At 69.0% G+C, this 25,825-nt stretch carries 25 protein-coding genes; 8 read left to right on the plus strand and 17 right to left on the minus strand.

From position 1 onward, the window contains the following. Positions 1-140: 140 nt before the first annotated feature. From ABZS29_RS37325 to ABZS29_RS37340, 4 genes are read right to left on the minus strand one after another with little or no spacing between them, the layout of a single operon-like run. Positions 141-674 carry a hypothetical protein gene (locus tag ABZS29_RS37325; protein ID WP_355469594.1) on the minus strand — a complete coding sequence of 178 codons (534 nt, stop codon included), beginning with the start codon at positions 672-674 and terminating at the stop codon, positions 141-143. 13 nt (positions 675-687) lie between these two features. Further along, entirely contained in the window at positions 688-1,917 is a 1,230-nt protein-coding gene (locus ABZS29_RS37330) for an ABC transporter permease (protein WP_355469596.1), read from the minus strand. Further along, positions 1,917-2,609 carry an ABC transporter ATP-binding protein gene (locus ABZS29_RS37335; RefSeq protein ID WP_355469598.1) on the minus strand — a complete coding sequence of 231 codons (693 nt, stop codon included), beginning with the start codon at positions 2,607-2,609 and terminating at the stop codon, positions 1,917-1,919. The genes ABZS29_RS37330 and ABZS29_RS37335 overlap by 1 nt, the downstream gene beginning before the upstream one ends. A 34-nt stretch (positions 2,610-2,643) precedes the next feature. Further along, entirely contained in the window at positions 2,644-3,972 is a 1,329-nt protein-coding gene (locus tag ABZS29_RS37340; RefSeq protein ID WP_355469600.1) for an HlyD family efflux transporter periplasmic adaptor subunit, read from the minus strand. A gap of 247 nt (positions 3,973-4,219) precedes the next feature. Between ABZS29_RS37340 and ABZS29_RS37345 the strand changes: the two genes are divergently transcribed. The 4 genes from ABZS29_RS37345 (at position 4,220) to ABZS29_RS37360 (ending at position 6,909) form a co-directional block, all read left to right on the plus strand. Then, positions 4,220-4,591 (plus strand): RNA polymerase-binding protein RbpA, encoded by a 372-nt coding sequence (locus tag ABZS29_RS37345; protein WP_130385606.1) that lies wholly within the window; start codon positions 4,220-4,222, stop codon positions 4,589-4,591. A 94-nt stretch (positions 4,592-4,685) separates the two neighbouring features. Next, entirely contained in the window at positions 4,686-5,255 is a 570-nt protein-coding gene (locus tag ABZS29_RS37350) for a WHG domain-containing protein (protein WP_355469602.1), read from the plus strand. Beyond that, the gene (locus ABZS29_RS37355) at positions 5,252-6,406 is read left to right on the plus strand and encodes a GDSL-type esterase/lipase family protein (protein WP_355469604.1); all 1,155 of its coding nucleotides are present in this window, start codon (positions 5,252-5,254) and stop codon (positions 6,404-6,406) included. The genes ABZS29_RS37350 and ABZS29_RS37355 overlap by 4 nt, the downstream gene beginning before the upstream one ends. Next, positions 6,403-6,909: a Uma2 family endonuclease gene (locus ABZS29_RS37360; protein WP_355469606.1), complete on the plus strand. Its 507-nt coding sequence runs from the start codon at positions 6,403-6,405 to the stop codon at positions 6,907-6,909. Before ABZS29_RS37355 ends, ABZS29_RS37360 begins: the two co-directional genes overlap by 4 nt. Before the next feature lie 4 nt (positions 6,910-6,913). Here the strand turns inward: ABZS29_RS37360 and ABZS29_RS37365 are convergent, their stop codons facing one another. The 7 genes from ABZS29_RS37365 to ABZS29_RS37395 all read right to left on the minus strand — a co-directional run bounded on the left by ABZS29_RS37365 (position 6,914) and on the right by ABZS29_RS37395 (position 14,834). Next, positions 6,914-7,468: an FxsA family protein gene (locus ABZS29_RS37365; RefSeq protein ID WP_355469608.1), complete on the minus strand. Its 555-nt coding sequence runs from the start codon at positions 7,466-7,468 to the stop codon at positions 6,914-6,916. 49 nt (positions 7,469-7,517) lie between these two features. Further along, the gene (lnt, locus tag ABZS29_RS37370; protein ID WP_355469610.1) at positions 7,518-9,083 is read right to left on the minus strand and encodes an apolipoprotein N-acyltransferase; all 1,566 of its coding nucleotides are present in this window, start codon (positions 9,081-9,083) and stop codon (positions 7,518-7,520) included. A gap of 390 nt (positions 9,084-9,473) precedes the next feature. Next, positions 9,474-9,863 (minus strand): hotdog domain-containing protein, encoded by a 390-nt coding sequence (locus tag ABZS29_RS37375; protein WP_355469612.1) that lies wholly within the window; start codon positions 9,861-9,863, stop codon positions 9,474-9,476. A 2-nt stretch (positions 9,864-9,865) separates the two neighbouring features. Next, the gene (locus tag ABZS29_RS37380) at positions 9,866-10,618 is read right to left on the minus strand and encodes an OAM dimerization domain-containing protein (RefSeq protein ID WP_355469614.1); all 753 of its coding nucleotides are present in this window, start codon (positions 10,616-10,618) and stop codon (positions 9,866-9,868) included. Continuing rightward, positions 10,615-12,183, minus strand: coding sequence for a lysine 5,6-aminomutase subunit alpha (locus ABZS29_RS37385; RefSeq protein ID WP_355469616.1), 1,569 nt, complete (start codon positions 12,181-12,183; stop codon positions 10,615-10,617). The genes ABZS29_RS37380 and ABZS29_RS37385 overlap by 4 nt, the downstream gene beginning before the upstream one ends. Beyond that, on the minus strand, positions 12,183-13,787 hold the full coding sequence (locus ABZS29_RS37390; protein ID WP_355469618.1) for an amidohydrolase: 1,605 nt from the start codon (positions 13,785-13,787) through the stop codon (positions 12,183-12,185). The genes ABZS29_RS37385 and ABZS29_RS37390 overlap by 1 nt, the downstream gene beginning before the upstream one ends. 3 nt (positions 13,788-13,790) lie before the next feature. Further along, positions 13,791-14,834 carry an L-erythro-3,5-diaminohexanoate dehydrogenase gene (locus tag ABZS29_RS37395; protein ID WP_355469620.1) on the minus strand — a complete coding sequence of 348 codons (1,044 nt, stop codon included), beginning with the start codon at positions 14,832-14,834 and terminating at the stop codon, positions 13,791-13,793. Between the two features lie 150 nt (positions 14,835-14,984). Here ABZS29_RS37395 and ABZS29_RS37400 point away from each other — a divergent pair, with 150 nt between their 5' ends. Further along, positions 14,985-16,466, plus strand: a complete 1,482-nt coding sequence (locus ABZS29_RS37400) for a lysine 2,3-aminomutase (RefSeq protein WP_355469737.1) — start codon at positions 14,985-14,987, stop codon at positions 16,464-16,466. 93 nt (positions 16,467-16,559) lie between these two features. Here ABZS29_RS37400 and ABZS29_RS37405 read toward each other — a convergent pair whose 3' ends face one another. Further along, positions 16,560-17,033: a MarR family transcriptional regulator gene (locus ABZS29_RS37405; RefSeq protein ID WP_355469622.1), complete on the minus strand. Its 474-nt coding sequence runs from the start codon at positions 17,031-17,033 to the stop codon at positions 16,560-16,562. A 31-nt stretch (positions 17,034-17,064) separates the two neighbouring features. On the opposite strand from ABZS29_RS37405, the gene ABZS29_RS37410 reads away from it, so the two are divergent. Next, positions 17,065-17,964 carry an alpha/beta hydrolase gene (locus ABZS29_RS37410; protein WP_355469624.1) on the plus strand — a complete coding sequence of 300 codons (900 nt, stop codon included), beginning with the start codon at positions 17,065-17,067 and terminating at the stop codon, positions 17,962-17,964. Here the strand turns inward: ABZS29_RS37410 and ABZS29_RS37415 are convergent. From ABZS29_RS37415 to ABZS29_RS37425, 3 genes are read right to left on the minus strand one after another with little or no spacing between them, the layout of a single operon-like run. Further along, entirely contained in the window at positions 17,954-19,009 is a 1,056-nt protein-coding gene (locus ABZS29_RS37415; RefSeq protein ID WP_355469626.1) for a Gfo/Idh/MocA family oxidoreductase, read from the minus strand. The genes ABZS29_RS37410 and ABZS29_RS37415 overlap by 11 nt on opposite strands. Position 19,010: 1 nt before the next feature. Next, positions 19,011-19,856 carry a sugar phosphate isomerase/epimerase gene (locus tag ABZS29_RS37420; protein ID WP_355469627.1) on the minus strand — a complete coding sequence of 282 codons (846 nt, stop codon included), beginning with the start codon at positions 19,854-19,856 and terminating at the stop codon, positions 19,011-19,013. Further along, positions 19,853-21,010, minus strand: coding sequence for an ROK family transcriptional regulator (locus tag ABZS29_RS37425; RefSeq protein ID WP_355469629.1), 1,158 nt, complete (start codon positions 21,008-21,010; stop codon positions 19,853-19,855). The genes ABZS29_RS37420 and ABZS29_RS37425 overlap by 4 nt, the downstream gene beginning before the upstream one ends. 231 nt (positions 21,011-21,241) lie before the next feature. Here ABZS29_RS37425 and ABZS29_RS37430 point away from each other — a divergent pair, with 231 nt between their 5' ends. Beyond that, a complete protein-coding gene (locus tag ABZS29_RS37430) occupies positions 21,242-23,686 on the plus strand; it encodes a YfhO family protein (protein ID WP_355469631.1) in 2,445 nt (814 codons plus the stop codon). Here the strand turns inward: ABZS29_RS37430 and ABZS29_RS37435 are convergent. Then, a complete protein-coding gene (locus tag ABZS29_RS37435) occupies positions 23,676-24,341 on the minus strand; it encodes an HAD family hydrolase (RefSeq protein WP_355469633.1) in 666 nt (221 codons plus the stop codon). The two genes, ABZS29_RS37430 and ABZS29_RS37435, sit on opposite strands and share 11 nt — an antisense overlap. A 17-nt stretch (positions 24,342-24,358) precedes the next feature. Further along, a complete protein-coding gene (locus ABZS29_RS37440; protein WP_355469635.1) occupies positions 24,359-24,799 on the minus strand; it encodes an Lrp/AsnC family transcriptional regulator in 441 nt (146 codons plus the stop codon). 83 nt (positions 24,800-24,882) lie between these two features. On the opposite strand from ABZS29_RS37440, the gene ABZS29_RS37445 reads away from it, so the two are divergent. Further along, a complete protein-coding gene (locus ABZS29_RS37445; RefSeq protein WP_355469739.1) occupies positions 24,883-25,803 on the plus strand; it encodes a 5'-3' exonuclease H3TH domain-containing protein in 921 nt (306 codons plus the stop codon). The last annotated feature ends 22 nt before the right edge of the window (positions 25,804-25,825 follow it).

The following is a 25,825-nucleotide window of genomic DNA, read 5'->3' on the forward strand; positions in this document are numbered from 1 at the left end:
ATTTGTACTTTTTGGACCTCATTTCGTCGGAAGATAGCGCTTTCCATCGAAGCCGGTCAATGAGTCATCGGATCTCTGTTGCCGGGCCGTGACATGAGTGAGCGCCCGGCCGGGGTGCCGGCCGGGCGCTCGACCAGGGATCAGCGCGTGGGGGTCGCGCTCGGGTTGCGGAAGCCGCCGCCCGGAAAAGTGCCGCCCTGACGGACAGAACTGGCCGTCACCGAGCCGTCCGTGCTCTGCCCGGTGACGACGACCTGCTCCCCCGTTTTCAGGTCGCTCGCCTTGCCCTTCGCGGTGATCTCGACGTCGGTCTCGCCGGTGAGCTTCACGGTCACATCGCCGTTCTGGGTCTTCACCACGAGCTGGGAATCGGTGGCGGACACCACGGTTCCGACCGTGGCCGCTCCCCCGGCACCGCCTTGGCCACCTTGACCCCGGAACCCGCCGTACCCTCCGCCTGGTCCGCGGCCGGCCTGCGTCTGCTGGGGGGTGCTGTCAGCGGCGAAGGCCGCGTGCAGCCCGGCGCCGCCGGCCAGGCCGATCGCGAGGACCACCACGCCGGCCAGTACGGCGGTCGCCGTCGGCAGGCTGAGGGTCTTCTTCGGCTGCAGTGCCGCGTCGACCTCCTCGTCGGACCCGATCTGGGCGAACTCGTCGGGCGTCTGATTGCTCATCGGGTAGTGCCTCTCACTCGTGACGTAGGGCGTCGATGGGACGAAGACCGGCGGCTCGGTGCGCCGGCATGCTGCCGAAGAACAGGCCGACCGCGGCGGAGACGCCGAGGGCCAGGGCGATCGACGACGGGACCAGAACCGGGGTGACCCCGGCCAGCTGGAACTGGGTGATGATCAGCGCGGCCGCGACTCCGACCGCGCCGCCGATCAAGCTGAGCAGAGTTGCCTCGATCAGGAACTGACCGAGGATCGTGCGCCGCCGGGCCCCGAGTGCCTTCCGGATCCCGATCTCGCGGGTCCGCTCGGTGACCGTGACGAGCATGATGTTCGTGACCCCGATCCCGCCGACCACCAGACTGATCGCGGCGACCGTGGCCAGCAGTGCGGTAAACGTCGCCGCGGTGTCCTGGCTGGTCTGCAGGATCTGCGCCGAGTTCGTGATCCGGAACGGCGAGGTCGTTGTCGTCGGCACCTGATGCCGTGCGGTCAGCAACTGGGTGACCTCGGCCTGCGCCAGGTCGACCCGGTCCTTGCCTGCCGCCTGGACGACGATCTGGCTCAGCGCGCCGTACCCGGCCTGGGTTGCGCGCAGTGTGCTGATCGGGACGATCGCAGTCGCGTTGGGATCGTTGAACCCGGTGCTGTCCTTGCTGGCGAGCACACCCCGTACGACGAAGTCGACCGCACCGAGCTTGATCGTCTGTCCGATCGCGGCCTGGGCCCGGCCGAACAACTCGGTCGCCGTGGTCTGCCCGAGCACGATCACTCGCTCCGCGGAGTCGACGTCTTCCTGGGTGAACGACTGGCCGGATCCGACCGGCGTGTTCGTGGCCGGCAGGTACGCCGGCGTCGTACCGATCACTTGGTTGATCGTGTAGCTGGTGTCGCCGCTGGTCGCCGTACCGGAGCTGGTCATGACCGGAGCGACCGAGGCGATGTCCGGGGCGAGGCGGCGGTCGGCGAGTGCGGCCACGTCGTCGAGGGTGAGCGCGTACTGCTGAGCCGAGGGCCCGGCCTGACCGCGCGCGAACCCGCCCCCGCCGCCGGTAGTCGAGACCGTCAGCAGGTTGGTGCCCATGGCCTCCAGCCGGCTCTGCACGGCTTTGCCGGATCCGTTGCCTACCGCAACGAGCACGATGACGGCGCCGACCCCGATCGAGACGCCGAGCACGGTCAGCAGCGACCGCAGTTTGTTGGCGCTCAGGCCGCGCACGGCGGCCCCGAACAGATCGCGAGGGGTCATCAGCGGGTCACCTCGTCCACGACGATCCGGCCGTCGGCCACCTGAATGAGGCGGCGAGCCCGCGCCGCGACGTCGTTCTCGTGGGTGATCACGACGACCGTGCGGCCCTCGGCGTTCAGGTGGTCGAACATGCCGAGCACCTCGTCGGTCGAGTGCGCGTCCAGGTTGCCGGTCGGCTCGTCGGCGAGCAGGATCCGCGGGCCGGTGGCCAGCGCACGGGCGATCGCGACCCGCTGCTGTTGTCCGCCCGACAGTTGGTTCGGTCGGTGCCCGGCGCGGTCCGCGAGCCCGACCAGCTCGAGCGCACGATTCGCCCTGGTACGCCGTTCAGCGCGGCGCAGGTGCGCGTAGGTGAGCGGGAGTTCGACGTTGGCCAGCGCGGTGGTGCGCGGGATCAGGTTGAACGACTGGAAGATGAAGCCGATCTTGCGACCGCGGACGAGCGCCTGCTGGTCCTCGGAAAGCCCGGCGACATTGCTGCCGTCGAGGAAGTACTCGCCGCGGGTCGGGACGTCGAGACAGCCGAGGATGTTCATCAGGGTCGACTTGCCGGAGCCGGACGAGCCCATCACGGCGACGTACTCGCCGGCCTCGACCCGCAGCGAGACACCGCGCAGCGCATGAACGGCGGTCTCGCCGGCGCCGTAGGTCTTCGTGACACCGCGGAGGTCGATCAGAGCGTCGGCGCTCACCGCGTGCCGCCCAGGGCGTGCGACTGCCGGCCGCTCACCGGTTGCCGCCCGCGTTGCGCTGCTGCCCGCCGCCCGCTGGGAACTGACCGCCGGGGAATTGGCCGCCTCCGGCCGGGAACTGACCGCTGCCCCGCCCTTGGCCGGTCTGGGCGGTGCCGCCGATCGTGCCTTGGAGGAGTTCGACCTGTTCGCCCTCGGTGAGTCCGGACTTGATCTGGGTGAAGCTGCCGCCCTTGATGCCGATCACGACCTCGCGGCTGCTGCCGTCGGCCATCGTCACGGTGGTCGCCGTACCGGTGGTGACGATCGCCGTACTAGGAACGTAGAGGACGTTGGCCGCCTTGGCGGTCTGGACGGTGACGTTCGCGGTCTGGCCGATCCGGGCGTTGGCCGGGAGCTTGGCGAGCGAGAAGGTGGCCGAGTACGCGACGACGCCGTTGGTGGTGGTCGGGGTCGGCGAGACCGCGGCCAGGGTCGCGGTGAGGGTGGTTCCGGGTTCGGCGTTGAGGGTGACGGTGGCGGACTGGCCGGCCTTGATCTTGATCGCGTCGGCCTCGGGGAACGCGGCCGAGACCTGGAGCGCCTTCAGGTCGGCGATGTCCACGAAGCCGGTGCCGGCGGACGTCGTACTGGCGGTGGAGGCTGAACCTTGACCTGAGGTCGAGCCACTGCCGCCTGCCGTTGAACCGCTGCTCGAGCCCGCGACCGAACCGACCGAGCCGTTGATCGCGGTGATGGTGCCCGCGATCGGCGCCTTCAGCGTGGTTGCGGCGACTGCCGACTTGGCCGCCTCGACGTCCTGGTCGGCCTGTTCCTTGTCCGCCTTCGCGCGGGCCAGCGACGCCTCGGCGTTGCTGACGGCAACCTCCGGGTTCTGCGTCTGGGTCTGACCCTGTGCCTGAGCTTGACCTGTCGGCGTGGGTGAGGCGGACGCTTCGTCGGCGGCCTCCTTGGCCTCCTCGGCGTCGTCGAGCGACTCACCGGCAGCCGTCACGGAGTTGGCCGCGGCGATCTGGTTCTGCTCGGCGATCCGCAACTGCCGCTCGGCCGCGGCCGGATCGACCTTCGCGATCGCGGCGCCCTTGGCGACCACCTGGCCGACCTTGACCAGGATCTGGGTGACCGTGCCGGAGGTCTCGAACTGCGGCGAGGCCGTCTGCGAACTGGCCAGCGTCCCGCTCGAACTCACGCTCGCCACCACGTCGCCGCGGGCCACCGCCACACTCGGGCGGGTCGCCGCCGCCGACGGTTCGCCGCCCCGGAAGAACAGCAGGTACGCCGTGACGGCGATCGCCGCGACGATGGCCACCAGGGCCACATTGAGCAGACTGAGGCCACGGACTTTGTGGCGGGGTAGCACCATGGGACCTGAAGGTAGAGACGGTTGCTGAGGAAGTGATCCCTGCTTCCTGGCAACTGACTGTGAACTTCGCGCGTCTGTAGCTGTGGTGTCTTTGGGCAGGCTCGCGACACACCGTGATCTGTGCACACCCGATGACAGGGCGTCATGACGGTGCTGTCAGGTGCGTACATATCGCTCAGGCATGCCAAAATGGGAATGATCCGGGCCGGCCGACCGTTGGCACGGATGACGATCTCGGAGGTTTGACATGTCTAATCGCGTACTGCGTGGTTCGGGGCTGGGTGGGGTCAGCTTCGAGGATGACCGCGGTGTCGAGTTCGCGCCGCGCCAGATGATCACGTACGACTGCCCCCGCGGTCACGTGGTCGAGGTGACGATGGCGCACGACGCCGAGGTGCCCGCAATCTGGGAGTGCCCGCACTGCGGCAGCGAGGCCGCTCGCTCGACCGGTGAGAAGCCGGAGCCGAAGCAGGAGAAGCCGGCCCGGACGCACTGGGACATGCTGCGGGAGCGCCGGAGCATCTCGGAGCTGGAGGAGCTGCTCGCCGAGCGCGTGGACCTGCTCCGCAAGGGTGAGATCGGCCCGGCGCACCTGCACCGGACCAAGCGCACCGCCTGATCGAACGTCGAGAAAGCCCGGATCGCAACGGCGCGATCCGGGCTTCTTCGTATTCTCGTTTGCCTAAAGCCTTTAGGTTTGCACATAATGAGTTATGGCAAGAGCGGGGTTGACCCCGGACCGGCTGGCCCGGGCCGGTGCAGAGCTCGCTGACGAGATCGGCTTCGATCAGGTCAGCCCGTCGGCGCTGGCTCGCCGCTTCGGCGTCCAGGTCGCGAGCTTGTACGCCCATGTCCGGGGTGCGCACGACCTGCGATCCCGGATCGCTCAGGTGGCCCTCGACGAGATGGCTGACCGGGCTTCCGAGGCACTGGCCGGCCGGGCTGGTCGGGACGCGCTGGTGGCGCTGGCCGCGGTCTACCGCGACTACGCCCGCGAGCACCCCGGTCGGTACGCCGCTTCGCAGTACCGGGTGGATCCGGGCTCGCCCGCGGTGGACGCGGGTCGGCGGCATTCGGAGCTGACCCGGGCGGTTCTGCGCGGCTACAACCTGGATGAGCCGGCTCAGACGGACGCGATCCGGCTGCTCGGCAGCCTGTTCAACGGCTACATCGGTCTCGAGCTCGGCGGCTCGTTCGCCCACACCTCCCCCAGCAGCGACGAGAGCTGGCCACGCATCCTCGACGCGATCGACTCACTACTCCGGAACTGGACCAAGTCATGATCACCACCCCCATCACTCCCGACCTCGTCCGCGGCGTGCTCGAACTCGAGCCCACCGACCGCGGGCTCGTACCGCACCGGCTTCCGAGCTGGGCGCGCGATCAGAACGAGGACGACCAGCTCGCTGGCGCGGAGTCGCAGCCGTCCGGCGTGCGGATCGTCTTCCGCAGCTCAGCGAGCGTTGTTGAGCTCGACGTGGTCGCGACGAAGCGGGACTATCTCGGTGCGCCGCCGCGACCGGATGGTGTGTACGACTTGGTCGTCGACGGCGTTCTCGCCGGGCAGGCGTCGACCACGGCGGGCGACGTGATGACCGTCGACCTGATGGCTGGAACTGCCGACGTACGGCGTGGGGCGCCGACGACTGTCCGGTTCGCCGAGCTGGGTTCCGCGGAGAAGACAGTCGAGATCTGGTTGCCGCATGACGAGACGACCGAGCTGGTCGCGCTGCGGACCGATGCGCCGATCGCGGCTGTCGCGGCTGGTCGTCGTACGTGGGTGCACCACGGCAGCTCGATCAGCCACGGCTCGAACGCGGCGAGCCCGACCGGGACGTGGCCGGCGCTGGCCGCCGCGCAGGGTGACGTCGAGCTGATCAACCTCGGCTTCAGCGGCAGTGCGCTCGTGCAGCCGTTCGTCGCCCGCACGATCCGCGACCTGCCCGCCGACCTGATCAGCGTCAAACTCGGCATCAACGTCGTGAACAGCGACTCGCTGCGCCTGCGCACCTTCGTCCCCGCCGTCAACGGTTTCCTCGACACGATTCGCGACGGCCACCCCACCACGCCCCTCCTGGTGATCTCCCCCATCCTCTGCCCCATCCACGAGGACACCCCCGGCCCCACCGGCTGGGACCTCACCGCCCTCGCCGAAGGCCGCCTGGCCTTCACCGCCGACGGCGACCCAGCCGACGTACCGGCCGGCAAGCTAACCCTCACCACCATCCGCACAGCACTGTCCCGCATCGTCGCCCAACGCGCCGCCGCCGACCCCAACCTCCACTACCTAGACGGCCGAACCCTCTACGGCCCCACCGACGCTGCCGCTCATCCCCTCCCCGACGACCTCCACCCCGACGCCGCCGCCCACGCCCTGATGGCCAACCGCTTCGCCACCCACGCCTTCACCACCAAGGGCCCCTTCGCCCAGTGATCACCGCAGAGCAGTACGACGCGTGGTCGGCCGACCAATGCGCCGACCTCGAGATCGTCGAAGGCGAGCTCGTCAGAAACCCGCCGCGCTCCAAACGCGAGCAGCGCCTGCGCCGTACTCTGGCCAATGCTCTCGACGCGGCGGCGGGTCCCGACTGGATTGCAGGCACAGGCATCGACCTCCGTCTACAAGACGTCCCGCTGACGAATCGCCGACCGGACGTGGTCGTCTACCGGGCCGACACCATCGACGTATTTCCTACCCGCCCTGAGCACACGCTGCTGGTAGTCGACTTCGCGCCCTCCAACGATCGAGCCACCCAGTACGCGAAGGCCGGGATCGCGTTCTACTGGCGCGTCGAGCAGGCGGCGACCGGCGTACCGATCGTCTATACGTATGTGCTGGACCCGGCGAGCCGTACCTATCGCGACAGCGAGGTGTTCACGGGCGAGGTCAAAGCCACCGCTCCGTTTCCGGTCGCGGTGCAGCTGACCAGCCTCTGACCGGCTACTTCGGGGGTTCGGGGTCGACGACTTCGCCTTGTACGACGTTGTCGGCGGACGAGCCGGGTGCGGTCGGGCCGGGGCGCTGGCCGAAGCCCGGGAAGCCGGCGCTGTTGGTCGGGCCGGGGGTGCCGGGGCCGAAGGTCGGACCGCCTAGTCCTCCGCCGAGGCCGCCTAGGGCGTTGGTGCCTAGTTGGGTTACTCGGCGGCCTAGGAACGCAGTGAGGGCTCGGCGGGCCAGGGGCCTGGTGAACGGCAGCACGAAGAAGAAGCCGAAGATGTCGGTGACGAAGCCGGGGGTGAGGAGCAGGGTGCCGCCGATCAGGACGAGGGCGCCGTCGGCGAGTTCGCGGCCGGGCATTTTGCCGGTTTCGAAGGAGGACTGGAGGGCGGCCCAGGCGCGGCGGCCTTCGCGTTTGATGAGCCAGGCGCCGAAGGCGCTTTCGAGGACGAGGAGGGCGACCGTGGGCCAGCCGCCGATCACCTGGCCGACCTGGATGATCACGTAGATCTCCACGATCGGCACTACGAGCAGCGCGAGTGCCACCAACCAGCCCATGTCGTACCCCTCTCCTGCTTCAGGCCAGGATACGGAGTCGGACCAAGCTCTAGACGGGGACCTTCTGGCGCGCGGGCTTGGCCGCCGGTGGCTCCTGGGGACGCTTGGGGGTGGAGCGTGATCCGAGGGCGAGCAGGATGCCGAGCAGGCCGAGGCCGGTGAGGATCCACTGCGGCCAGGCACCGAGGCGGATGGCCAGGGTCTTGCCGTCGCGGACGGGGACCTTGGCGACGTAGACATCCGCGACGAACTGGCCGGACTTGTGCTCGACCTTGCCGTTGGGCTGGATCACCCCGGAGATGCCACTGGTCGACGCGATCAGGACGGTACGGCCGGTCTCGATCGCACGCATCCGCGTGATCGCGAACTGCTGCTCGGGCTGACCTGTTCCGCCGTACGTCGCGTTGTTCGTCTGCACGATCAGGACCTGCGCGCCGCCGTTCAGGACGTCGGCAATGACGTTGTCGTAGGCGAGTTCGAAGCAGATCACGTCGCCGTAGGTGACGCCGCGGATCGGCACGATGCCGGGGACCTTGCCGGGAGCGGTCTGGCGGCCGATCATTTCGAGCCGCTTGATGTAAGGCAGCAGCTGCTCACGGAACGGGATGTACTCACCGAACGGCACCGGGTGCCGCTTCGCGTAGATCTGGCCGGGGCCGGTCTGCGGGTCCCAGACAACACCGGTGGTCTGGCGCTCGTTCGGGCCGGGCCCTTCGAGGACCGCGCCGACCAGGATCGGTACGCCGACCGCCTTCACCGCTTCTTCGATGTCCGCGCGCGTCTCGTCGTCCTTGAACGGGTCGATGTCGGTCGAGTTCTCCGGCCAGATCACCACGTCCGGCTTCGCCTCGGTGCCGGCTTGGACGCGCTTCTCCAGGTCCAGCGTCGCGGCCAGGTGGTTCTTGGTCACCGTCCGGGCGCGGCCGAGGAACTCCAGCCCCTTGCCGGGGACGTTGCCCTGGACCATCGCGGCGGTCACGGTTTTGCCGTTGCCGTCGGTGGACAGGTTGATCAGCGCGCTGCCGCCGAAGATCGCCACCCCGGCGATCACGGCCACCACGCGCATCCGGAAACGCGACGCCTGCCGGAACACGACGTACACGAGCACACCCAGTACGGCGATGACGAAGCTCAGACCCGGGATTCCGACGTACGCCGCGAGCCGGCCGAGCGGAGAGTCGGAGAAGGCCCACGCGAGCCGGCCCCACGGGAAGCCGCCGAACGGCACCGACGCGGTCGCAAACTCGGTCGCGACCCACAGGCACGGAATCCACAGCGCCCACAGTTTGTGCCGGAACACCCGGACGGCGAAGGCGCCGAAGACCGCATAGAAGAGGCCCTCGAGAATCGCCAGGGCGATCGCGGCGTCGCCGCCGATCACACTCAGCCAGGGGACGAGCGTCGCGTAGTAGGCGATGCCGAACCCGGCGCCGATCAGGAAGCCGGCCTTCGAGGAGAGAGTGGGGCTGTTCAGCGCCGCGAAGAACAGCGGCAAAGAGAGAACTGCCAGCCAGGGATGCGTATGAGGTTCGAACGCGTAGCCGAGAGCGATGCCCGCGACCACCGCCACCATGACGCGCGGCAGAACCCGCCCCAGAGCCTTCAACCGGTTCACGCCGTCTCCCTCAGTCCTCACCACAGGCGTGACCACTGTAGAGGACATCAAAAGAGGAAAGAGGCTCGGCGCCCTTCGGACCAACCGGCGATCCGCTGGCTGCGAACCGGACGGCTGTTGTCTACTGGGCGCCGAACCTCTTCCACCTCTGCCCCTGAGCGGGGCGCACCACCGGCGATCTCAGCCCCCGTCGACCCGAGCCTGGCACTGGCGCGGTCAGCGTCGCGGGATCATCCGATGGGTTATGACGACTCCCAAAACGATGCTCGCTGCCGGGGACGGTGTCAACCTCTCCGTCGGCGGATTGGGGCCGTTGTAACACTTCCGTCAGCAGGGCCTGAAGTTACACCTGTGTCACTCCACGTAACTGTTACCCAGGGCAACTATTCGTCACCCAACCGGTACGACGACGGTCCCCTTCGCGCGTGTGATCACAAGGGGTTCGGCGAGCACCTCGGCGGCCGACTCCGACTGGTCCGGCCGGCCGCGGCAGACGACGTACGCGCTGAACTCGAGGTCGCGGCTGCGGGTGCCGACGCGGGTGATCGTCGCCTGCACCTCGACCACGTCACCGGCGCGCAGCGGCTGCAGGAACTGGACGTCGGAGTACGACGCGAACAGCCCCTCGTCGCCGTCGGCCTGGATGCACACTTCAGTGGCCACGTCGCCGAACAGCGCCAGCACATAGGCGCCGTCGACCAGGTTGCCCGCGTAGTGCGCGTGGCTGTACGGGACGTAACGGCGATGCTTGACGGTCAGGCCGATAGTTGCCTTTGACACCTTTATGCGCTCCGCTTCACAGGTTGACGTTTGGTGACGAGCGCGTCGACCAGGTAGCTGGCCACCTCGCCCGGGGTGGTACCGCGGCCGAAGACCCGGTCGACGCCGAGGTCGCCGGCCATCTGCTCGGTGAAACGGGGGCCGCCGGCAACCAACACCGGACGAGCGTGCTCGGTGTACGCCTCGCGGAAGGCCGCGGACATCTCCTTGGTGTTCAGCACGTGCGCCTCGCGCTGGGTGACCACCTGCGAGACCAGGATCGCGTCGGCCTTCTCGGCCTTGGCCCGGCGTACCAGCTCCGGTACGGCGACCTGCGCGCCGAGGTTGACGACCTTGAGCTCGCGGTAGTATTCCAGGCCCTTCTCCCCCGCGAACCCCTTGATGTTCATGATCGCGTCGATGCCGACGGTGTGCGCGTCGGTGCCGATACAGGCGCCGACGATGGTGAGCCGGCGGCGCAGGTTCTTGCGGATCGCGAGGTTCACCTCCTTGGGCGTGAGCAGCGGGTAGTCGCGCTCGATCACCTCGACCTTGTCGGTGTCGACCAGGTGGTTCACCGGCCCGTAGACGACGAAGAAGGTGAAGTCGGGACCCATCGGCTTCGCGTGCACGACGAGCGCCGGGTCCATGCCCATCTTGTTGGCGAGCTGGACCGCCGCGCCCTCGGCCCGCTTGTCGTGCGGGATCGGCAGCGTGAACGACATCTGCACCATCCCGTCACCGGTGGTGTCGCCGTACGGCCGGATGATGCTCATTGGCCCTCCTCCAACAACTCGATCGCGGGGTTGTAGTACTCGCTGGAGCGACGAGCGACGCCCTCGAGACCACGGCCGGCGTCCTGGGGGCGCTTCATCAAGCCGAAGGTGCCGTCGCCGATCGCGTTCAGCAGACCGTCGTCGACGATCTTCTCGAGCAGCTCGACCGACTCCCCCAGCACCTGGCGGGCCCGGTTGGCGATGAACCCGTCGGGCGCGGGCCGGAAGTCCTCGTGAAGGTTGCCGGCAGCCCCTAAGACATAACGCACGTTCTGCAGGGCCAGGTCGCGGTCGGAGATCCACGGCGTCACGACGGCCTCGGTCATCATGCCGACCAGCAGGATGCCCTGTCCGGTCATCGCGCCGACCAGGTTGAAGAAGCCGTCGAGCAGGTAGCCGCGGAACACGTCGCCGGTCATGTGCCGGGTCGGCGGCATCCACTTCAGGGGCGCGTCCGGGAAGAGCTGCCGGGCCAGCATCGCGTGCGCGAGCTCCATCCGGAACGAGTCCGGGATCTCGGGGGTGATCTCGAAGGCGTGGCCGAGGCCGAGCTGCCAGTCCTCGAGTCCGGCCTCCTTGGCGAAGAACTCGTTGAGCAGCTGCGAGACCGTCACCGTGTGCGCGGCCTCGACCGCGTCGGCGGTGGTCAGGTAGTTGTCCTCGCCGGTGTTGATGATGATTCCGGCGCGGGCGTGGATCTGCCGGCTGAACCGCTGGTCGACGAAGGTGCGGATCGGGTTGATGTCGCGGAACAGGATCCCGTACATCGAGTCGTTCAGCATCATGTCGAGCCGCTGCAGCCCGGCCAGCGTCGCGATCTCCGGCATGCACAGACCGGAGGCGTAGTTCGTGAGCCGGATGTAGCGGCCGAGCTCACGCGACGACTCGTCGAGTGCGGCCCGCATCAGCCGGAAGTTCTCCTGGGTGGCGTACGTCCCGGCGAAGCCCTCGCGGGTCGCTCCCTCGGGGACGTAGTCGAGCAGCGACTGCCCGGTCGAGCGGATCACCGCGATGATGTCGGCGCCGGCGCGGGCTGCCGCCTGGGCCTGCGGAATGTCCTCGTAGATGTCGCCGGTGGCAACGATCAGGTAGATCCACGGCCGCTGCTCGGGGTCGCCGTGCTTCTTGATCAGCCGGTCGCGTTCACGCCGCCGGGCGTCGATCTGCTTCATCCCGGCGGCCGCGGCCTTGCGGGCCGCCGTACGGGCTCGTTGGGCGTCGCGGCCTTCGGGGAGGCGGAAGGTGACCGAGCCCGAGGCGGCCTTCTGGGCAAGGACGTTCAGGTCCTCGGCCTCGCCACGCAGCAGCGCGTCCCAGACCGGCAACGCGAACCCGTGCTCGAGCCCGACATCGGCCCGCACGGTGTCGGCGAGCCGGTTGACCCACGGGATGCCTTCGGAGTCCGCGCCGGCCAGCCCGGCCAGCCGCAGTACGGCGCGTTCGACCGACACCGTCGTGTGCTGCTTGGCGAGGTTGACGATCGGCCGCCCGGCCTTGCGGGCCAGGCTGCGCGCCTTGCGGACGGTGACCGGATCCAGGTCGAGCTTTTTCTCGGCACGCGCCATTACGTGGTCCATCCTTCGGAGTCGTACACGATGCGACCGCCGACCGCGGTCCGCAAGCAAGTGGGCACCGGTGAGCCCTCGGACAGATCCGGCAGCACCGGTACGCCGGCCCGCGGGTCGGTCGACCACGCCGCGACCCGCTGATCCGGGGTCTGGACGACGAGGTCGGCCTCGCTCTGCCAGATCGCGTACGTCGCCGGCGTGTTCGGCGCGAGTACGCCCGCGTCGTCGATCCCGGCCGCCCGCCAGCCGCCGCGGGTGTGCGCCTGGAACGCGGCGCGCACGGTGATGCGCTCGTCGGGGTTGTGGTGGAACGCGGCCGCGCGGACTGCCTCCCACGGGCCGAGCTCGGTGACCGGGGAGTCCGAGCCGAACGCCAGTACGACGCCTGCCCGGGCCAGCGACGCGAACGGGTTCATGTCGCGCCAGCGGTCGCCCACGCGCTCGGCGTACATGTCGTTCGGGCCGCCCCACAGGCCGTCGAACATCGGCTGGACGCTCGCGGCGACGCCGTACCGGGCGAAGGTCGCGATCGCCTCCGGGCTCGGCATCTCGACGTGCTCGAGTCGGTGCCGTACGGCGACGAGTGCCTGGGCGCCGACCTTTTCGGCGGCCAACTCGAATCCGCGGGCGATGTTGTCGAGCGCCTGGTCGCCGATGCAGTGGAAGCCGGCTTGTACGTCGCGCTCGGTGCAGGCGATGAGGTGATCGGCGATCTGCTCGGGTGTCAGGTACGCGTGTCCGCGGTGGTCGGTCTGGTCGGCGTAGGCCGCACGCAGTGCGGCAGTTCGGGAGCCGAGTGCGCCGTCGGCGTTGAGGTCTCCGGCGAGGCCGACTACGCCGTACTGGTCGAGGACCTCGAAGACGCCGGGCTCACCCCAATAGAGGGTGGAGTGCAGGCCGAGTTCGTCGGCGGCCTGGCGCACGAGCGGAAGCTCCCAGCGCGGGCCGATGTGCGGCGCCGCCATCTCGTGGAACGCGCCGATCCCCTTCGCAGCCATTGCCTGGAGAGCAGTACGAGCATCTTCCAGTACTTGTTCTTCGGTTGCGACGTTCTCCGACAGCGCGTCCCGTACGGCGTGATTCGCAGCCCGCTCCACGCGGCCGCTCTCGTCGTACCCTTCCCGCGCGCTCAGCCCCGGCACCGCCGCGACCAGCGCGGACGACACCACGCCCGAGTGACCGTCCACCCGCGACAGATACACCGGCCGGCCGCCCGCAGCCCGGTCGAGCTCAGCAGCCGTCGGCGGGCGATGCTCGGGCCACCGGGTCTCGTCCCAGTTCGACCCCTCGATCACTGCGTCGGCCGGAAGCTCGGCCGCGTGAGCCGCGAGCCGGTCGAGGGCCTCGGTCAGTGTCCGGGTCCCGGTCAGGTCGAGACCGTTCAGCAGCACGCCCGTCCCGACCGTGTGGACGTGGGCGTCCACGAAGGCAGGCGTCACCAGCTTGCCGTCGAGGTCGATGACCTCGTCCGCGCCGTCGGCGTACGAGGCGGCTCCGGTGTCGTCGCCGAGCCAGGTCACCACCCCGTCGTCGAAGGCGATCGCGGTGGCATGCGGGTCGGCGGGTGAGTAGACGGAACCGTTGGTCAGAAGTGTGCGCACGGCCTAATCCTCCGCCAGCCTGCTCTCGAACAGACCGCGGACACCCGGCTCGTTCCGCAACAGCTGCAAGGCGTACTCCGCGTGACCGGGCACGTACCCGTTCCCGACGAGCATCGTCACGTCCGCCGCCAGGCCTTCCGCGCCGAGCGCGGCGGCCGAGAACGAGGTCGCCATGGAGAAGAAGATCACCGTGCCACCGGCGGCAGTCGACAGTACGGCGCCGTGCTCGCAACCGGGGACGTCGACGCAGACGACCGTGATGTCGGCCGGTCCCCCGGCGTCGGCGACGGCCGCGGCCAGCGCGACCGGGTCCCGAGCATCGGCGAGCGCGACAACATCAGCCAGACCGGCCGCGTTGAGCGTGTCCGCCTCGTGCTGAACCGGGACGATGCCGACGGTCCGGGCCGCCCCGGCGTCGCGCGCCGCGGCCAGGGACAGCGAGCCGGATTTACCTGCGCCGCCAATTACTGACACGACAGGCTTAATGCCTTTGTCGACATATGAGCGCACCACGCGCGCGGTCAGCGCGGGCGCTCCGCACACGTCCATCACCGCCAGTGACAGCTCCGGCCGCAGATCGTCCGGCAGCTTCGCGACGATCGAGCGAGCGAACAGAATCGCGTGCCCAGCGGCCGGGACCTGCTCGCCCTGGCCGTCCCAGTTCTGCAGCTCGTCGGTGATCTGCAGCGGGGTGAGCGTCAGCGACACCAGCGTGGCGACCCGGTCACCGACCGCGAGACCGAGCGGCGACTCCGGCCCGACCTCGTCCACGACACCGACCAGCATCCCGCCGGAACCGGTCACCGGGTTCTGCATCTTCCCGCGCGCCTGGACGATCTCGAGCACCGCGCGCCGGATGGCTGCACCGTCACCGCCGTGCGCGCCGGCCAGTTGCCGGTACGACGCGGCGTCGAGGTTCAGGCGCTCGACCGCGATCCGGACCTCGTCGGGCCAAATCTCGGCGCGGGCGTCCAACCGCTCCGCTGCCTGCGGCAACACACCGCACGGCGTGATCACGCGGTGTAGTCCTACCGGGCTCGACGGCACCTGTCCTCCTCTGAACGACCGGGCAAAATACTACTGAAAGATCACTGCGACGATAATTCTTGCGGCATATAGTTGCATCTGGGGGAAGTTCTATCGCTATCCTCACATCTGACCACATCGCGCGGAAACCCCGGAGGACACGTGACCGACCTGATCAGCCCCGCTGACCTGATCGACCCCACCGAGGGCGGCGGCAGTGCCGCGGGTCAGCCGTACGCCTACCGGCGTGCCGAGCTGGTGGAGCCGGACTGGACCCGGATTCCCGGCTGGAAGGACGTGACGGCCGAGGAGTGGCGCTCGGTGCAGTGGCAACGTTCGCACTGCGTGAAGAACGTCAAGCAGCTGCGGGACGTGATGGGCGACCTGCTCGACGAGCGGTTCTACGAGGACCTGACCCGGGACCAGGCCGAGCGCGCGACGATGTCGATGCTGCTGCCCCCGCAGATGCTGAACACGATCGTCCCGCACGGCGCGGCCGACTACGCTGGTTCTTATACAGAGGCCTTCTACGCCGACCCGGTGCGACGTTACATGTTGCCGGTCTTCACCGACCGCCGCAGCGACTGGCCGTCGCACCCGCACGCGACGCGCGACTCGCTGCACGAGCACGAGATGTGGGCCACGGAGGGGCTGACCCACCGCTACCCGACCAAGGTGCTGGCCGAGCTGCTGCCGACCTGCCCGCAGTACTGCGGTCACTGCACCCGGATGGACCTGGTCGGCAACTCGACGCCGGTCATCGAGAAGCTGAAGTTCGTCACCAAGCCGAACGCCCGGGTCGAGGACATGCTCGACTACCTGCGCCGTACGCCGGGTGTCCGTGACGTCGTCGTCTCCGGTGGCGACGTGGCGAACATGCCCTGGCCGCGGCTCGAGGCTTTCCTGACCAGCCTGCTCGAGATCGAGAACATCCGCGATATCCGGCTGGCCACCAAGGCACTCATGGGCATGCCGCAGCACTGGCTGTCCGACGACGTCCGCGCCGGTGTCGAGCGCGTTGCGCAGCTCGGCCGTCAGCGTGGCGTGATGATCGCCATGCACACGCACGTGAACGCGGCTCAGTCCGTGACCCCGCTGGTCGCCGAGGCGACGAAGGCGATGTTCGAGGCCGGCCTGCGCGACGTCCGCAACCAGGGCGTGCTGATGCGCGGCGTCAACGACTCGATCCCCGAGCTGCTCGACCTGTGCTTCGCACTGCTCGACGGCGCGACCATCACGCCGTACTACTTCTACATGTGCGACATGATCCCGTTCTCCGAGCACTGGCGGGTCTCGGTCAAGGAGGCCCAGCACCTGCAGCACGGCATCCTCGGCTACCTCCCCGGCTTCGCCACCCCGCGCATCGTCTGCGACGTCCCGTACGTCGGCAAGCGCTGGGTGCACCAGCTCTCGGAGTACGACGAGGTTCGCGGCATCTCGTACTGGAAGAAGAACTACCGCACCGGGATCGAGCAGCAGGACCCCGAAGCGCTGAACCGCACCTACGAGTACTACGACCCGATCGACACCCTGCCTGCCGAGGGTCAGGAGTGGTGGACCCAGCACGCCGGCAACTCGCTGGCCGAAGCCGAGTCCCGCGCCGCTGCCTCCCGTGAGGCCGCCGAGGCCCAGAAGCTGCTGCCGTTGATCTGAGTTCCGCCCACAATCCGCCTTCGGTGCCATCGATGCAGGGGATGGCACCGGAGGCGTTCTGTTTGCAGCTTGCGGGGTTGTCCGTGCGGGCGGCTACTGAGCGATCGGGCGCTCGATGATCGTGGTCAGGGTGGCGCGGAGCTGGGCGACCGCGTCGGCTCCGACCGCTTTGTCCAGCCAGGTCTCGTAGTCGACGACCACGTCTTGGCAGGCGTCGAGCAGGCGGCGTCCTGGTTTGGTGACGGCGTAGAGCTTGGCGCGCCCGTCGGTGGGGTCGGGCTGCAGTTCCAGGTAGCCGCGTTGTACCAGTGCCGTGCACAGCTCCGCTGTCGCTTGCTTGGTCCGGCCGCCGCGGGCGGCCAGCTCGACCAGCCTGGTGCCGGCCGGGTCCACCGTCGCCAGCACCGAGACGTGCGGAGCACCGACGTCGCGGTAGCCCGCCGTGGCGATGGCGTGCTCGAGGTGAGTGACGAGCGTGCGGTGCGCCTCCCGGAGGAGATCGCCGAGAGGCCGCTCCGAAGTAGTCAGGGGCTTGACTTTCTTCGCCGGCGACCGCAGGTTAGTCATGCTCCTGACTATATCTCAGCGGAAGGCCGCCATGTCCACAGTTGAGCTCCCTGCCCTCGAGCGCGTCCGGCACCGCTATCTCACCGCAGCCGGCGTTCGCATCCATCTGGCCGAGGCAGGTGCGGAGGACGCTCCCCCGGTCGTGCTGCTGCACGGGTTCCCGCAGCACTGGTATGCGTGGCGCGGGGTGCTGGCCGACCTGGCGGACGACCATCGGGTGATCTCCGTCGACCTTCCCGGGTTCGGCTGGAGCGGTCCATCGCCGAACGGCTACTCCACCGCCGAGCGCGCCCGCCAGGTCGTCGCGCTGCTCGATCAGCTCGGGCTCGGCGCGGTCGATCTCGTCGGCCACGACTGGGGCGCCTGGCTGGCCTTCGAGGTCGGGCTGAGTTACCCGCAGCGCGTACGGCGCCTGGTCGCGATCAGCGAGATTCATCCGTGGCCGCTGCAGCGGCGGCTCGTGCCGCGGCTGTGGCGGATGTGGGTCACGGCGCTGTTCGAGATCCCGGTCCTGGGTCGCGTGGTGGCAGCGAACGCCAAGGTTCTCTCGTGGTTCCTGAGCCGCGATGCCCGCGACAAGTCCGTGTGGAGCGAGGAACTGGTCACCACCTACACGACAGTCGCGGCACAGCGCGAGGTCGCGGCGGCCGGGCAGCGGATGCACGCGGCGTTCGTCACGCGTGACATCGCCGCGCTGGTACTGCGCCGGCGCTGGAAGGCGCCGTACGAGATTCCGACGCTGATGGTTGCCGGGGACAACGACAGCTACGTCCCCGCCGTACTGATGGAGCGGCCGCGGCACCGCGTCCAGACACTGGAGGTCGTGACGGTGGCGGGTGGGCACTTCGTGCTCGACGAGAATCCCGGCGCGGTCAGCCGAGCAGTGCGCTCGCATCTGACCGCGCCGGAACCGTCGAAGGTCAGTGGGTGATCTTCACCTCGGAACCGGTGGCGGCGGACTCGTAGATGGCGGTCAGCATCCGGGCCATCTCGAGGCCGTGCTCGGCGGGGGCGTCGGCGGGGATCTCGCGGCGGCAGATGCGCAGGAAGTTCTCGATCTGGTTGGCGAAACCGACGGTGAAGTCGAAGCCGAGCGAGTCGATCTGCGGCTCGATGTGCAGCAGCGTGTCGTGCCGCTCGGTGACCATGTGCAGGGCCGGCTCGATCTCGACACCGCCCTTCTCACCGAACAACTGGACGGCGGTCTCGTTGCGGGTGTGCAGCGAATAGGAGACGTCGACGTTCAGTACGGCGCCGCCCTCGAAGCGGATCTGCGCGGTGGCGTAGTCCTCGACGTTGTTGACCCGGGTCGCCGACGCGGCGCGGTACCGGGACAGGTTCTGAATGTTGTCCCGGGCACCGATCGGGTCGAAGGTCGCACCCGAGACCGAGACGGCGGCCGGCTGACCCATCAGGTACCAGCACAGGTCGACGACGTGGACGCCGAGGTCGATCAGCGGTCCGCCGCCGGCCACGTCCTTGTCGCCGAACCAGCCGCCGGGATTGCCCGCCGTACGGAGGATCGTCGTCCGGGCGGCGTAGATCCGGCCGAACTCGTCCTCGTCGAGGAAGCGCTTCGCGACCAGGGCGTTCGGCGCGTACCGGCGGACGTAGCCGATCTGCAGCGCCTGACCGGTCTCGGTGGTGGCGCGGACCAGCGACTCGGCCTCGGCGACCGACACACTCATCGGCTTCTCGACCAGCACGTCCTTGCCGGCCCGCAGGGCGGCCTCGGCGATCGTGGCGTGCAGGTTGTTCGGGACGCAGATGCTGACGGCATCGATCTCGGAGTCGGCGAGGATCTCCTCGAAGTTGCCGGTCGCCCGCGGTACGCCGAACTGTTCGGCGCGCTGCTTGACCCGCTCGATATCGATGTCGCAGAGCGCCACGACCTCGGCGCCCGGGTTCTTCTGATAGGCCTTCACGTGCTCCTGGGCGATCGTGCCCAGGCCGATCACGGCGATCTTGGTGGTCATGTCAGGAGGCTCCTTCGGCCAGTGCGAGAACGTTCTTGAGGCTGAGCTCGACCGCACCGGGGGCCGCCTCGAGTCCTTCGAACTCGAGCGTGACGGGCAGGTCGGGCTTGGTGGCGACGAGCGCGAGCAGGGCCCGCAGGTCGAGGTCGCCGTGACCGGGGATCGTGCCGAGGAGGTAGTCCCCGGCCAGCGTCTTCAGCCAGCCGTCGCTGGGGATCGAGCGGCGGATGTGGAAGTCCTTGACGTGCGCGGCGGCCGCTACGTCCAGCAGGCCGGACACCGTGCGGCCCGGCACCTCGCCGACGCACAGGCCGTTGCCGAGGTCGAGGGTGACCCGGAAGTTCGGCCGGTCGACGGCGTGCACCAGCCGGGCGACCCGCTCGTGCCCGTTCATCGACATACCGTGGTTCTCGACCGTCGTGGTGATCCCGAGCTCGGCCGCGTGGTCCGCGATCGTCTGCGCACCCTCGACGAGCTTGGGGAAGACGGCCTCGAACTCGGCCTGGTTCGCCTCCCGCCAGCCCCACGGGAGGACGTCGTGGCGGAACAGCCGGGCGCCGAGGCGGTGCCCGATGTCGACGTGCCGGCGGACGCGGTCGATCTCGGCACTGTCGGCTTCGCGGAAGTCGGCGCCGATCAGGTAGTTCAGGATCGGGACACCGCGGTCGCCCGCGGCCTTCACCACGGTCTCGACCAGCTTGTCGTCGGTCAGCAGGTCGTCGCCGAGGGCGGCGATCTCCAGGTGCTCGGCCGGTGAGGCCGCCACCCAGTCCACGACCCCGACCAGGTCCATCTCGCCGCGGGCCATGAGCTTGCTGAAGCTGTACGAACTGACTCCCAGTTTCACTGGTAGTTCCTCTCTTCGTCATGCGTGAGCTTGTGCCACGGACTCGGGTAGTTCTGGACGCCGTAGATCGCGGAGCCGAACCGGTCGAACGCGTTGCCGGCGGCCCCGAGCACGGCCGCCTCACGTCCGAGGGCCGCGGCGACGAACGGCGGTAGTTCGGGGACGACGAGTTCCTTCGCGACCGCTGCTTGCAGCGGGCCGAGCAGCGTCGCGCTCTCGGCGGCGCCGCCGCAGCGCACGACGACGACATCGGGGTCGACGACGAGCAGTACGGTCGCGATCCGGCCGGCGATCTGCCCGCAGAAATCCTTGATCTCGGCTTGAGCGTCCGCAGCGCCGGCGGCGGCTGCCTGCAGGACGGCCTCGCCGGTGGGGTGCGAGGTCCAGACCAGCTGGCCGCGCTCGGCGTTGCGGGTCCAGCGCATGCCGCGCTGCGCGCCGAGCTCGCCAGCCAGGCGGTGACTGCCCTGCCGGATCTCCTCGTCGAGGACGATCGACAGCGATACCCGGTTGCCGACCTGCAGATAGAGAACGTCGGAATGCCCGCGGCCGGCGCCACCGCGTTGCTCGGCCAGTGCCGCCAGCTTGATGTCGTTGTCCACGGTGACCAGGCAGCCGAGCTCGTCCGCGACGGTCTCCGCGATCGGCGCTCCGACAACTTCGGGCAGTGCCAGGCTGGCTCGGAGCCGGCCGCTCTCCTCGACCACGCCGGGCAGCGCGACACCGACCGCCCGGAGCCGTTCGAGATCGGCTCCGCCTTCCTTGGCCGCCGCCTCCACGGCCTTACGCACCAGGTCGACGGCACGGCCTTCGCGCGGCAGCTCGGCGTACCCGAGCCGCTCCCCCGCCAGATCGCTCAACACCGCCCGGGCGCCGCGGGGACCGATGTCGACCCCGGCGACCAGGCCGGCTTCCCGGACGAACCGGAACGATCGCGCCGGCCGTCCAGGCCCGGCCGATGCGGCGTTGCTGGGCTCGACCAGGCCGGCCGCGACCAGGTCATCCAGTACGGCGTGCACCGTCGGACGCGACAATCCCGTCTCGGCCGCGATCACGCCGACCGTCTGCGCGACGCCGGCCTCGGCCAAGCAGCGCAAACAGGCGACCTGGTTCGCGGACCGCTCCGCATGGGCAGTACCAGGAGCAGACTCCATTGACCCCAACCAATTATCCAACCGGCTTTAATAACAACGCTAGTCGACGACCGCTCGTCCTGACAAGCACCTTCTCAAGCTCACGGACAGCGATTGCCCAGGCACCCGGTGCTCGGCTCAACCGAGCCGCCGCCCTCACTTCCGCACGGCACGCAACCTGACCGGCCGCCGATCGCATTCAAGAGGTACGGCCGGCGTTCCAGCCATGCCCGAAACTGGGGGTTCTCGACGATGCAGGTGCGGCACAACTGGCCGGCGGTGGTTGCGGGTGCGGCGGCTTCGGCCGCGTTCGTCATCAGCGGGGTCATCCGGGGCACCTACCCGTTCGGTGACCGGACCCGCAGTACGAACGACCTCGGTCAGCAGTTCATCCCGATGACCGCGCACCTGCGCGACATCGTCACCGGCGACGCCGCCGGGGACCTGATCTTCAACTGGCAGAGCGGCTTCGGCGTCCCGTTCTTCGGCGAAGTCGTGGCCTACGTCGGCTCCCCGCTGTTCTGGATCGCCTTCGTGTTCCCCCGTGACCACATCGACCTCGCGATGTTCGTGATCACGACGGTGGCGATCGGCCTCGGCGCTGCCGCGATGACGATCTACCTCCGGATGCTCCGCCCGGCCGGTCCGGTCTGGATCGCGGCCGCGGCCGGGACGTCGTACGGCGCTTGTGCGTGGGCCATCGACGACGGCGCGTACATGCCGATCTGGCTGTGCGGCGGCCTGATCGCGTTTCCGCTGCTCTGCCTGCTCTGCGAGTGGATCCTGCGAAAACGCTCTCTGGCCGCGGTGCTGGTGACACCGATCGTGGTGGCGCTGCTGTGGCTGTCGAACTTCTACTCGGTGTACATGGCAACGATCGCGGCCGGCCTGGTCACAGCAGCCCGGCTTCTGACGCTCGACCCCGCCGAGTCGTGGCGGCGCCGCCTGACCGGCGGGCTGCGCTGCGTCGTGGCAGTTGCTCTCGGCATCGGTTTGGCCGCACCCGCGCTGGCTCCGACGTTCCTGCTCCTCAAGGTGGCGACCCCGAGTACGCCGCAGGGGTTCCAGCGGACCGGGACCCGGGAGTTCCTGTCCCGCTTGCTGCCCGGCACCGAGGGAGTAGGTACCAGCCCGGGTCTCGCCGTCGGCACTCTGATGCTGCTGCTCGCGCTGAGTCTCCCGTTCAACCGCGCGATCGCCATGCGGCAGCGGCTGGTCTGGACGCTCACGGTCGGAGTGACCGTGATCAGCATGCAGGTGGCGTTCACGCACCGGGTCTGGCACGGCTTCGACACGCCGCAAGGAAGTTCTTACCGGCAGGCTTTCGTGATCGCAGGCATGCTCGTGATCGTCGGATGGCTGTCGCTGAGCGCGGGATTGCGCTCTCTCGTGACCGTTCTCGCCCCGATCGCGCTCGTCGTCGGGCTGTACGCGTGGACCTGGGGCGTCCGCTACGTCACGCCGACCACGCGCGTCGCCGTACCGGCGTTGATCGGAATCGGGATGCTCGCGTGGTTGCTCACTCGCGGTCGTTCACCGCAGTGGGTACGGCGGAGTGCGGTCGCGCTGCTGCTCGTCGCGGTACTGGCCGAGGTGACGGCCTCGTCGGTGACGATCGACGCGGCTCGCGCGAAGCTGCTCTCGACCTCGAGGTACTGGGGCCCGGACCACACCGAGGTGCGGTCGCTGGTGCAGTCGATGGACGGCTGGCCGAAGCACCGGACGACACCGGGACAGTTGCTGACGTTCAACGATCCGATGCTGATCGGTGGCCAGGGACCGCAGTTCTACTCGAGCACGATTCCGCAGACGACCTCGCAAGCCATGATCGCGTTGGGATTCGGCTACACGTTGTACGGGCGCGCTCTCTACGATCCCGTGAACCCCGTCGTGGACGCCGTCTTCGCGATCCGCAGCCGGGTGATCCACGACTCCGACACCGGCCCGCGGCTGGTGCCGAACGATGTCGTCGCGCCGCTGGTCACCGTCCGCCCGGCCGCGCCGTGGAAGTCGACGGATCCGGGACCGTTCGGCGTCCAGGAGACCGCGCTCGGCGCCGACGTCTACACCGTGCCGAAGTTGCCTCCCACGAAGATCGCCGCCGGTGCGACGGCGAGTCTGGTTGCGTCCTGCCGGCCTGGCTCGGAGGTCTATCTTCAGGCGCCCGAGTACGTCGAGTTGCTGATCGATGGCAAGTGGAAGCCGACCCTGCGTGACCGACGGCCCGGCATCTACAGCGGCGCTCCCCTGACTCGAGTCGGTACAGCCGATGCCAGCGGCAACGTCCGCGTCCAGATCAAGGCCTCGATGCCCGTCGCCGTGTCGAGAACCGCTCTGGGTTGTCTGGACCGGGCACGCCTGACCGCGGCTGTCCGCGAGCTCAACGAGTCCGCGCCGACGGACGTGGAGGTTGGTGGTCACAGCATCACCATCCGCCGTACGCCGGGCCGCGCCGCAACCGTGGCCGTCGCGGCGATCAACATCGAGGGCTGGCGCTGCGCCGTCGACGGCCGATCCACCACGACGATCAGCCAGGCCGGTCTGCTGACGGTTGCCGTCGGGCCGCAGGCGTCCACGGTCGATTGCACGTACCGCCCGCCGGGTGCACGCCTCGGGCTGGCCGCTGGAGCTGGATCTCTCGTCGCGCTGCTACTGCTGGCGGGGGTACTCGTCTGGCGACGGCGTATTAGGCCATGATCAACGCTGGCAGCTCGGCGAAGCTGTTGATCGAGTCGCCGGCCCAGGCGGGGTGACTGTTGGAGTGCTCGAGGGTGCGGATGGTGTGCATGCCGAGGGACGCGGCAGCCGCGAGTTCGTTGTCGCGGCCGTCGCCCACGTAGACACATTCGGCCGGGCTCACGCCAAGCGCCGTACACGCGGCCATGTAGATGGCGGCCTCCGGCTTGGCGACACCCAGCTCCGACGAGAACGCCGTCGTGTCGAAGTACGGCGCCAGCGGGCTACCGCTCCACTGCAGCTGCGTCTCGGTGGTGATGTTGCTGACCAACCCGATCCGCCACCCGTCCGCCCGAAGCTTCGCCAACGTCCCGAGCGTGCCCGCCGGCGACCCCTGCATCAACCGCCGCGTCAGCGCCCGCCGCAAGTTCGTTGCCTCCAGCACCTGCTCGTCGCTCGGCTCACCCCCGGCCCGCTCCGCGATCAACCGAACCGTCGACTCCAGATCGCCGTACACGCCGGTGAACCGCTCATAAGCAGCCGCATCGAACTCCCGCACGAACCGCGCGGTCTCCACCCCGAGCACCCGAGCCATCGCCTCATTCAGAACACCCCGCTCCGCGTCCCCACCCGGAATCAACGTGCTGAACAAATCACTCAAAAGCACTCGCCGCATCCCCAGACCCTACGCGATTACAGCGCTGGGGGGCGGCGTTCGTAGGGGGTGCTGAGGACGATGGTTGTGGTGGTGGAGACGTTGGCCCGGGCGCGGATGACGGCGAGGAGGTTCTCGAGGGCGCCGGGGGACGCTACGCGGACGATGAGGACGTAGCTGGAGTCGCCGGCGACGGAGTAGCAGGACTCGATCTCGCGGACGTCGCGGAGGCGCTCGGGGTAGTCGTCGGGCTGGGCGGGGTCGATCGGGCGGATCGCGATCAGGGCGCTGAGCGGGAGATCGAGGGCGGTGTGGTCGATCAGGGCGGCGTAGCCCTGGATGATGCCGCGCTGTTCGAGGCGCTTCACCCGCTGGTGCACGGCAGAGGTGGACAGGCCCGTGGCCTTGCCCAGGTCGGTGAAACTCATCCTGCCGTCGGACGCGAGCAGGCCGACGATCTTGCGGTCCAGGTCCTCCATCCTGGAGACCCTACTGCCGCGGGACCCCGGCATGAAAGCATCGCCTCATGGCTGAGATGGATCCTGGGACAGGACAGCGGCTGATGCTGCTCGACACCGCGTCGTTGTACTTCCGCGCGTTCTTCGGCGTGCCGGACACGATGAAGGCCGCCGACGGTACGCCGACCAACGCGATCCGCGGGCTCCTGGACTTCATCGCCCGCCTGGTCGAGAACCACCGGCCGACCCATCTGGTCGCCTGCTGGGACGACAACTGGCGCCCGTCGTGGCGGGTCGCGCTGATTCCGTCGTACAAGGCGCAGCGGGTGGAGTACGTGACCCCGAAGGGCGAGCAGGTCGAGGAGGTGCCGGACCGCCTCGAGGTGCAGGTACCGTACATCCGCGCCTGCCTGGACGCGCTCGGGATCGCGATCGTGGGCGCGGCCGACCACGAGGCCGACGACGTGATCGGGACGCTGTCGCACCAGGCGCAGATGCCGGTCGACGTCGTGACCGGCGACCGGGACCTGTTCCAGCTGATCGACGACAGCCGCGCCATCCGGGTCATCTACACCGCCGCGCGCGGCGTCGGCCGGGCCGAGGTGTACGACGAGAAGGCGCTACTGGCGAAGTACGAGATCCCCGCGAACCGGTACGCCGACTTCGCCACGCTCCGCGGTGACGCCTCCGACGGCCTGCCCGGCGTCAAGGGGGTCGGCGAGAAGACGGCCGCGTCGCTGATCACGGCGTACGGCGATCTCGACAGCATCCGCGCGGCCGCCGCCGACCCGAGTACGCCGATGGCCGCCGGGGTGAAGCGGAAGATCCTGGACGCGGCCGACTACCTCGACGTCGCGCCGAAGGTGGTCGCGGTCGCCAAGGACGCGCCGGTCACGGTGGCGAACTTCCAGCTGCCGCAGCAGGTGCTCGACCCCGAGCGCTGGCTCGATCTGGTCGAGCTGCTGGAGCTCGGCAGCAGCGCCCAGCGAGTGATGAACGCTCTCAACCTCGGCCCGAAGTCCTGACCGCCTCCCCTCGAGCACGGAG

Source organism: Kribbella sp. NPDC005582 (assembly GCF_040605415.1).
In the GTDB taxonomy this organism is placed as follows: domain Bacteria; phylum Actinomycetota; class Actinomycetes; order Propionibacteriales; family Kribbellaceae; genus Kribbella.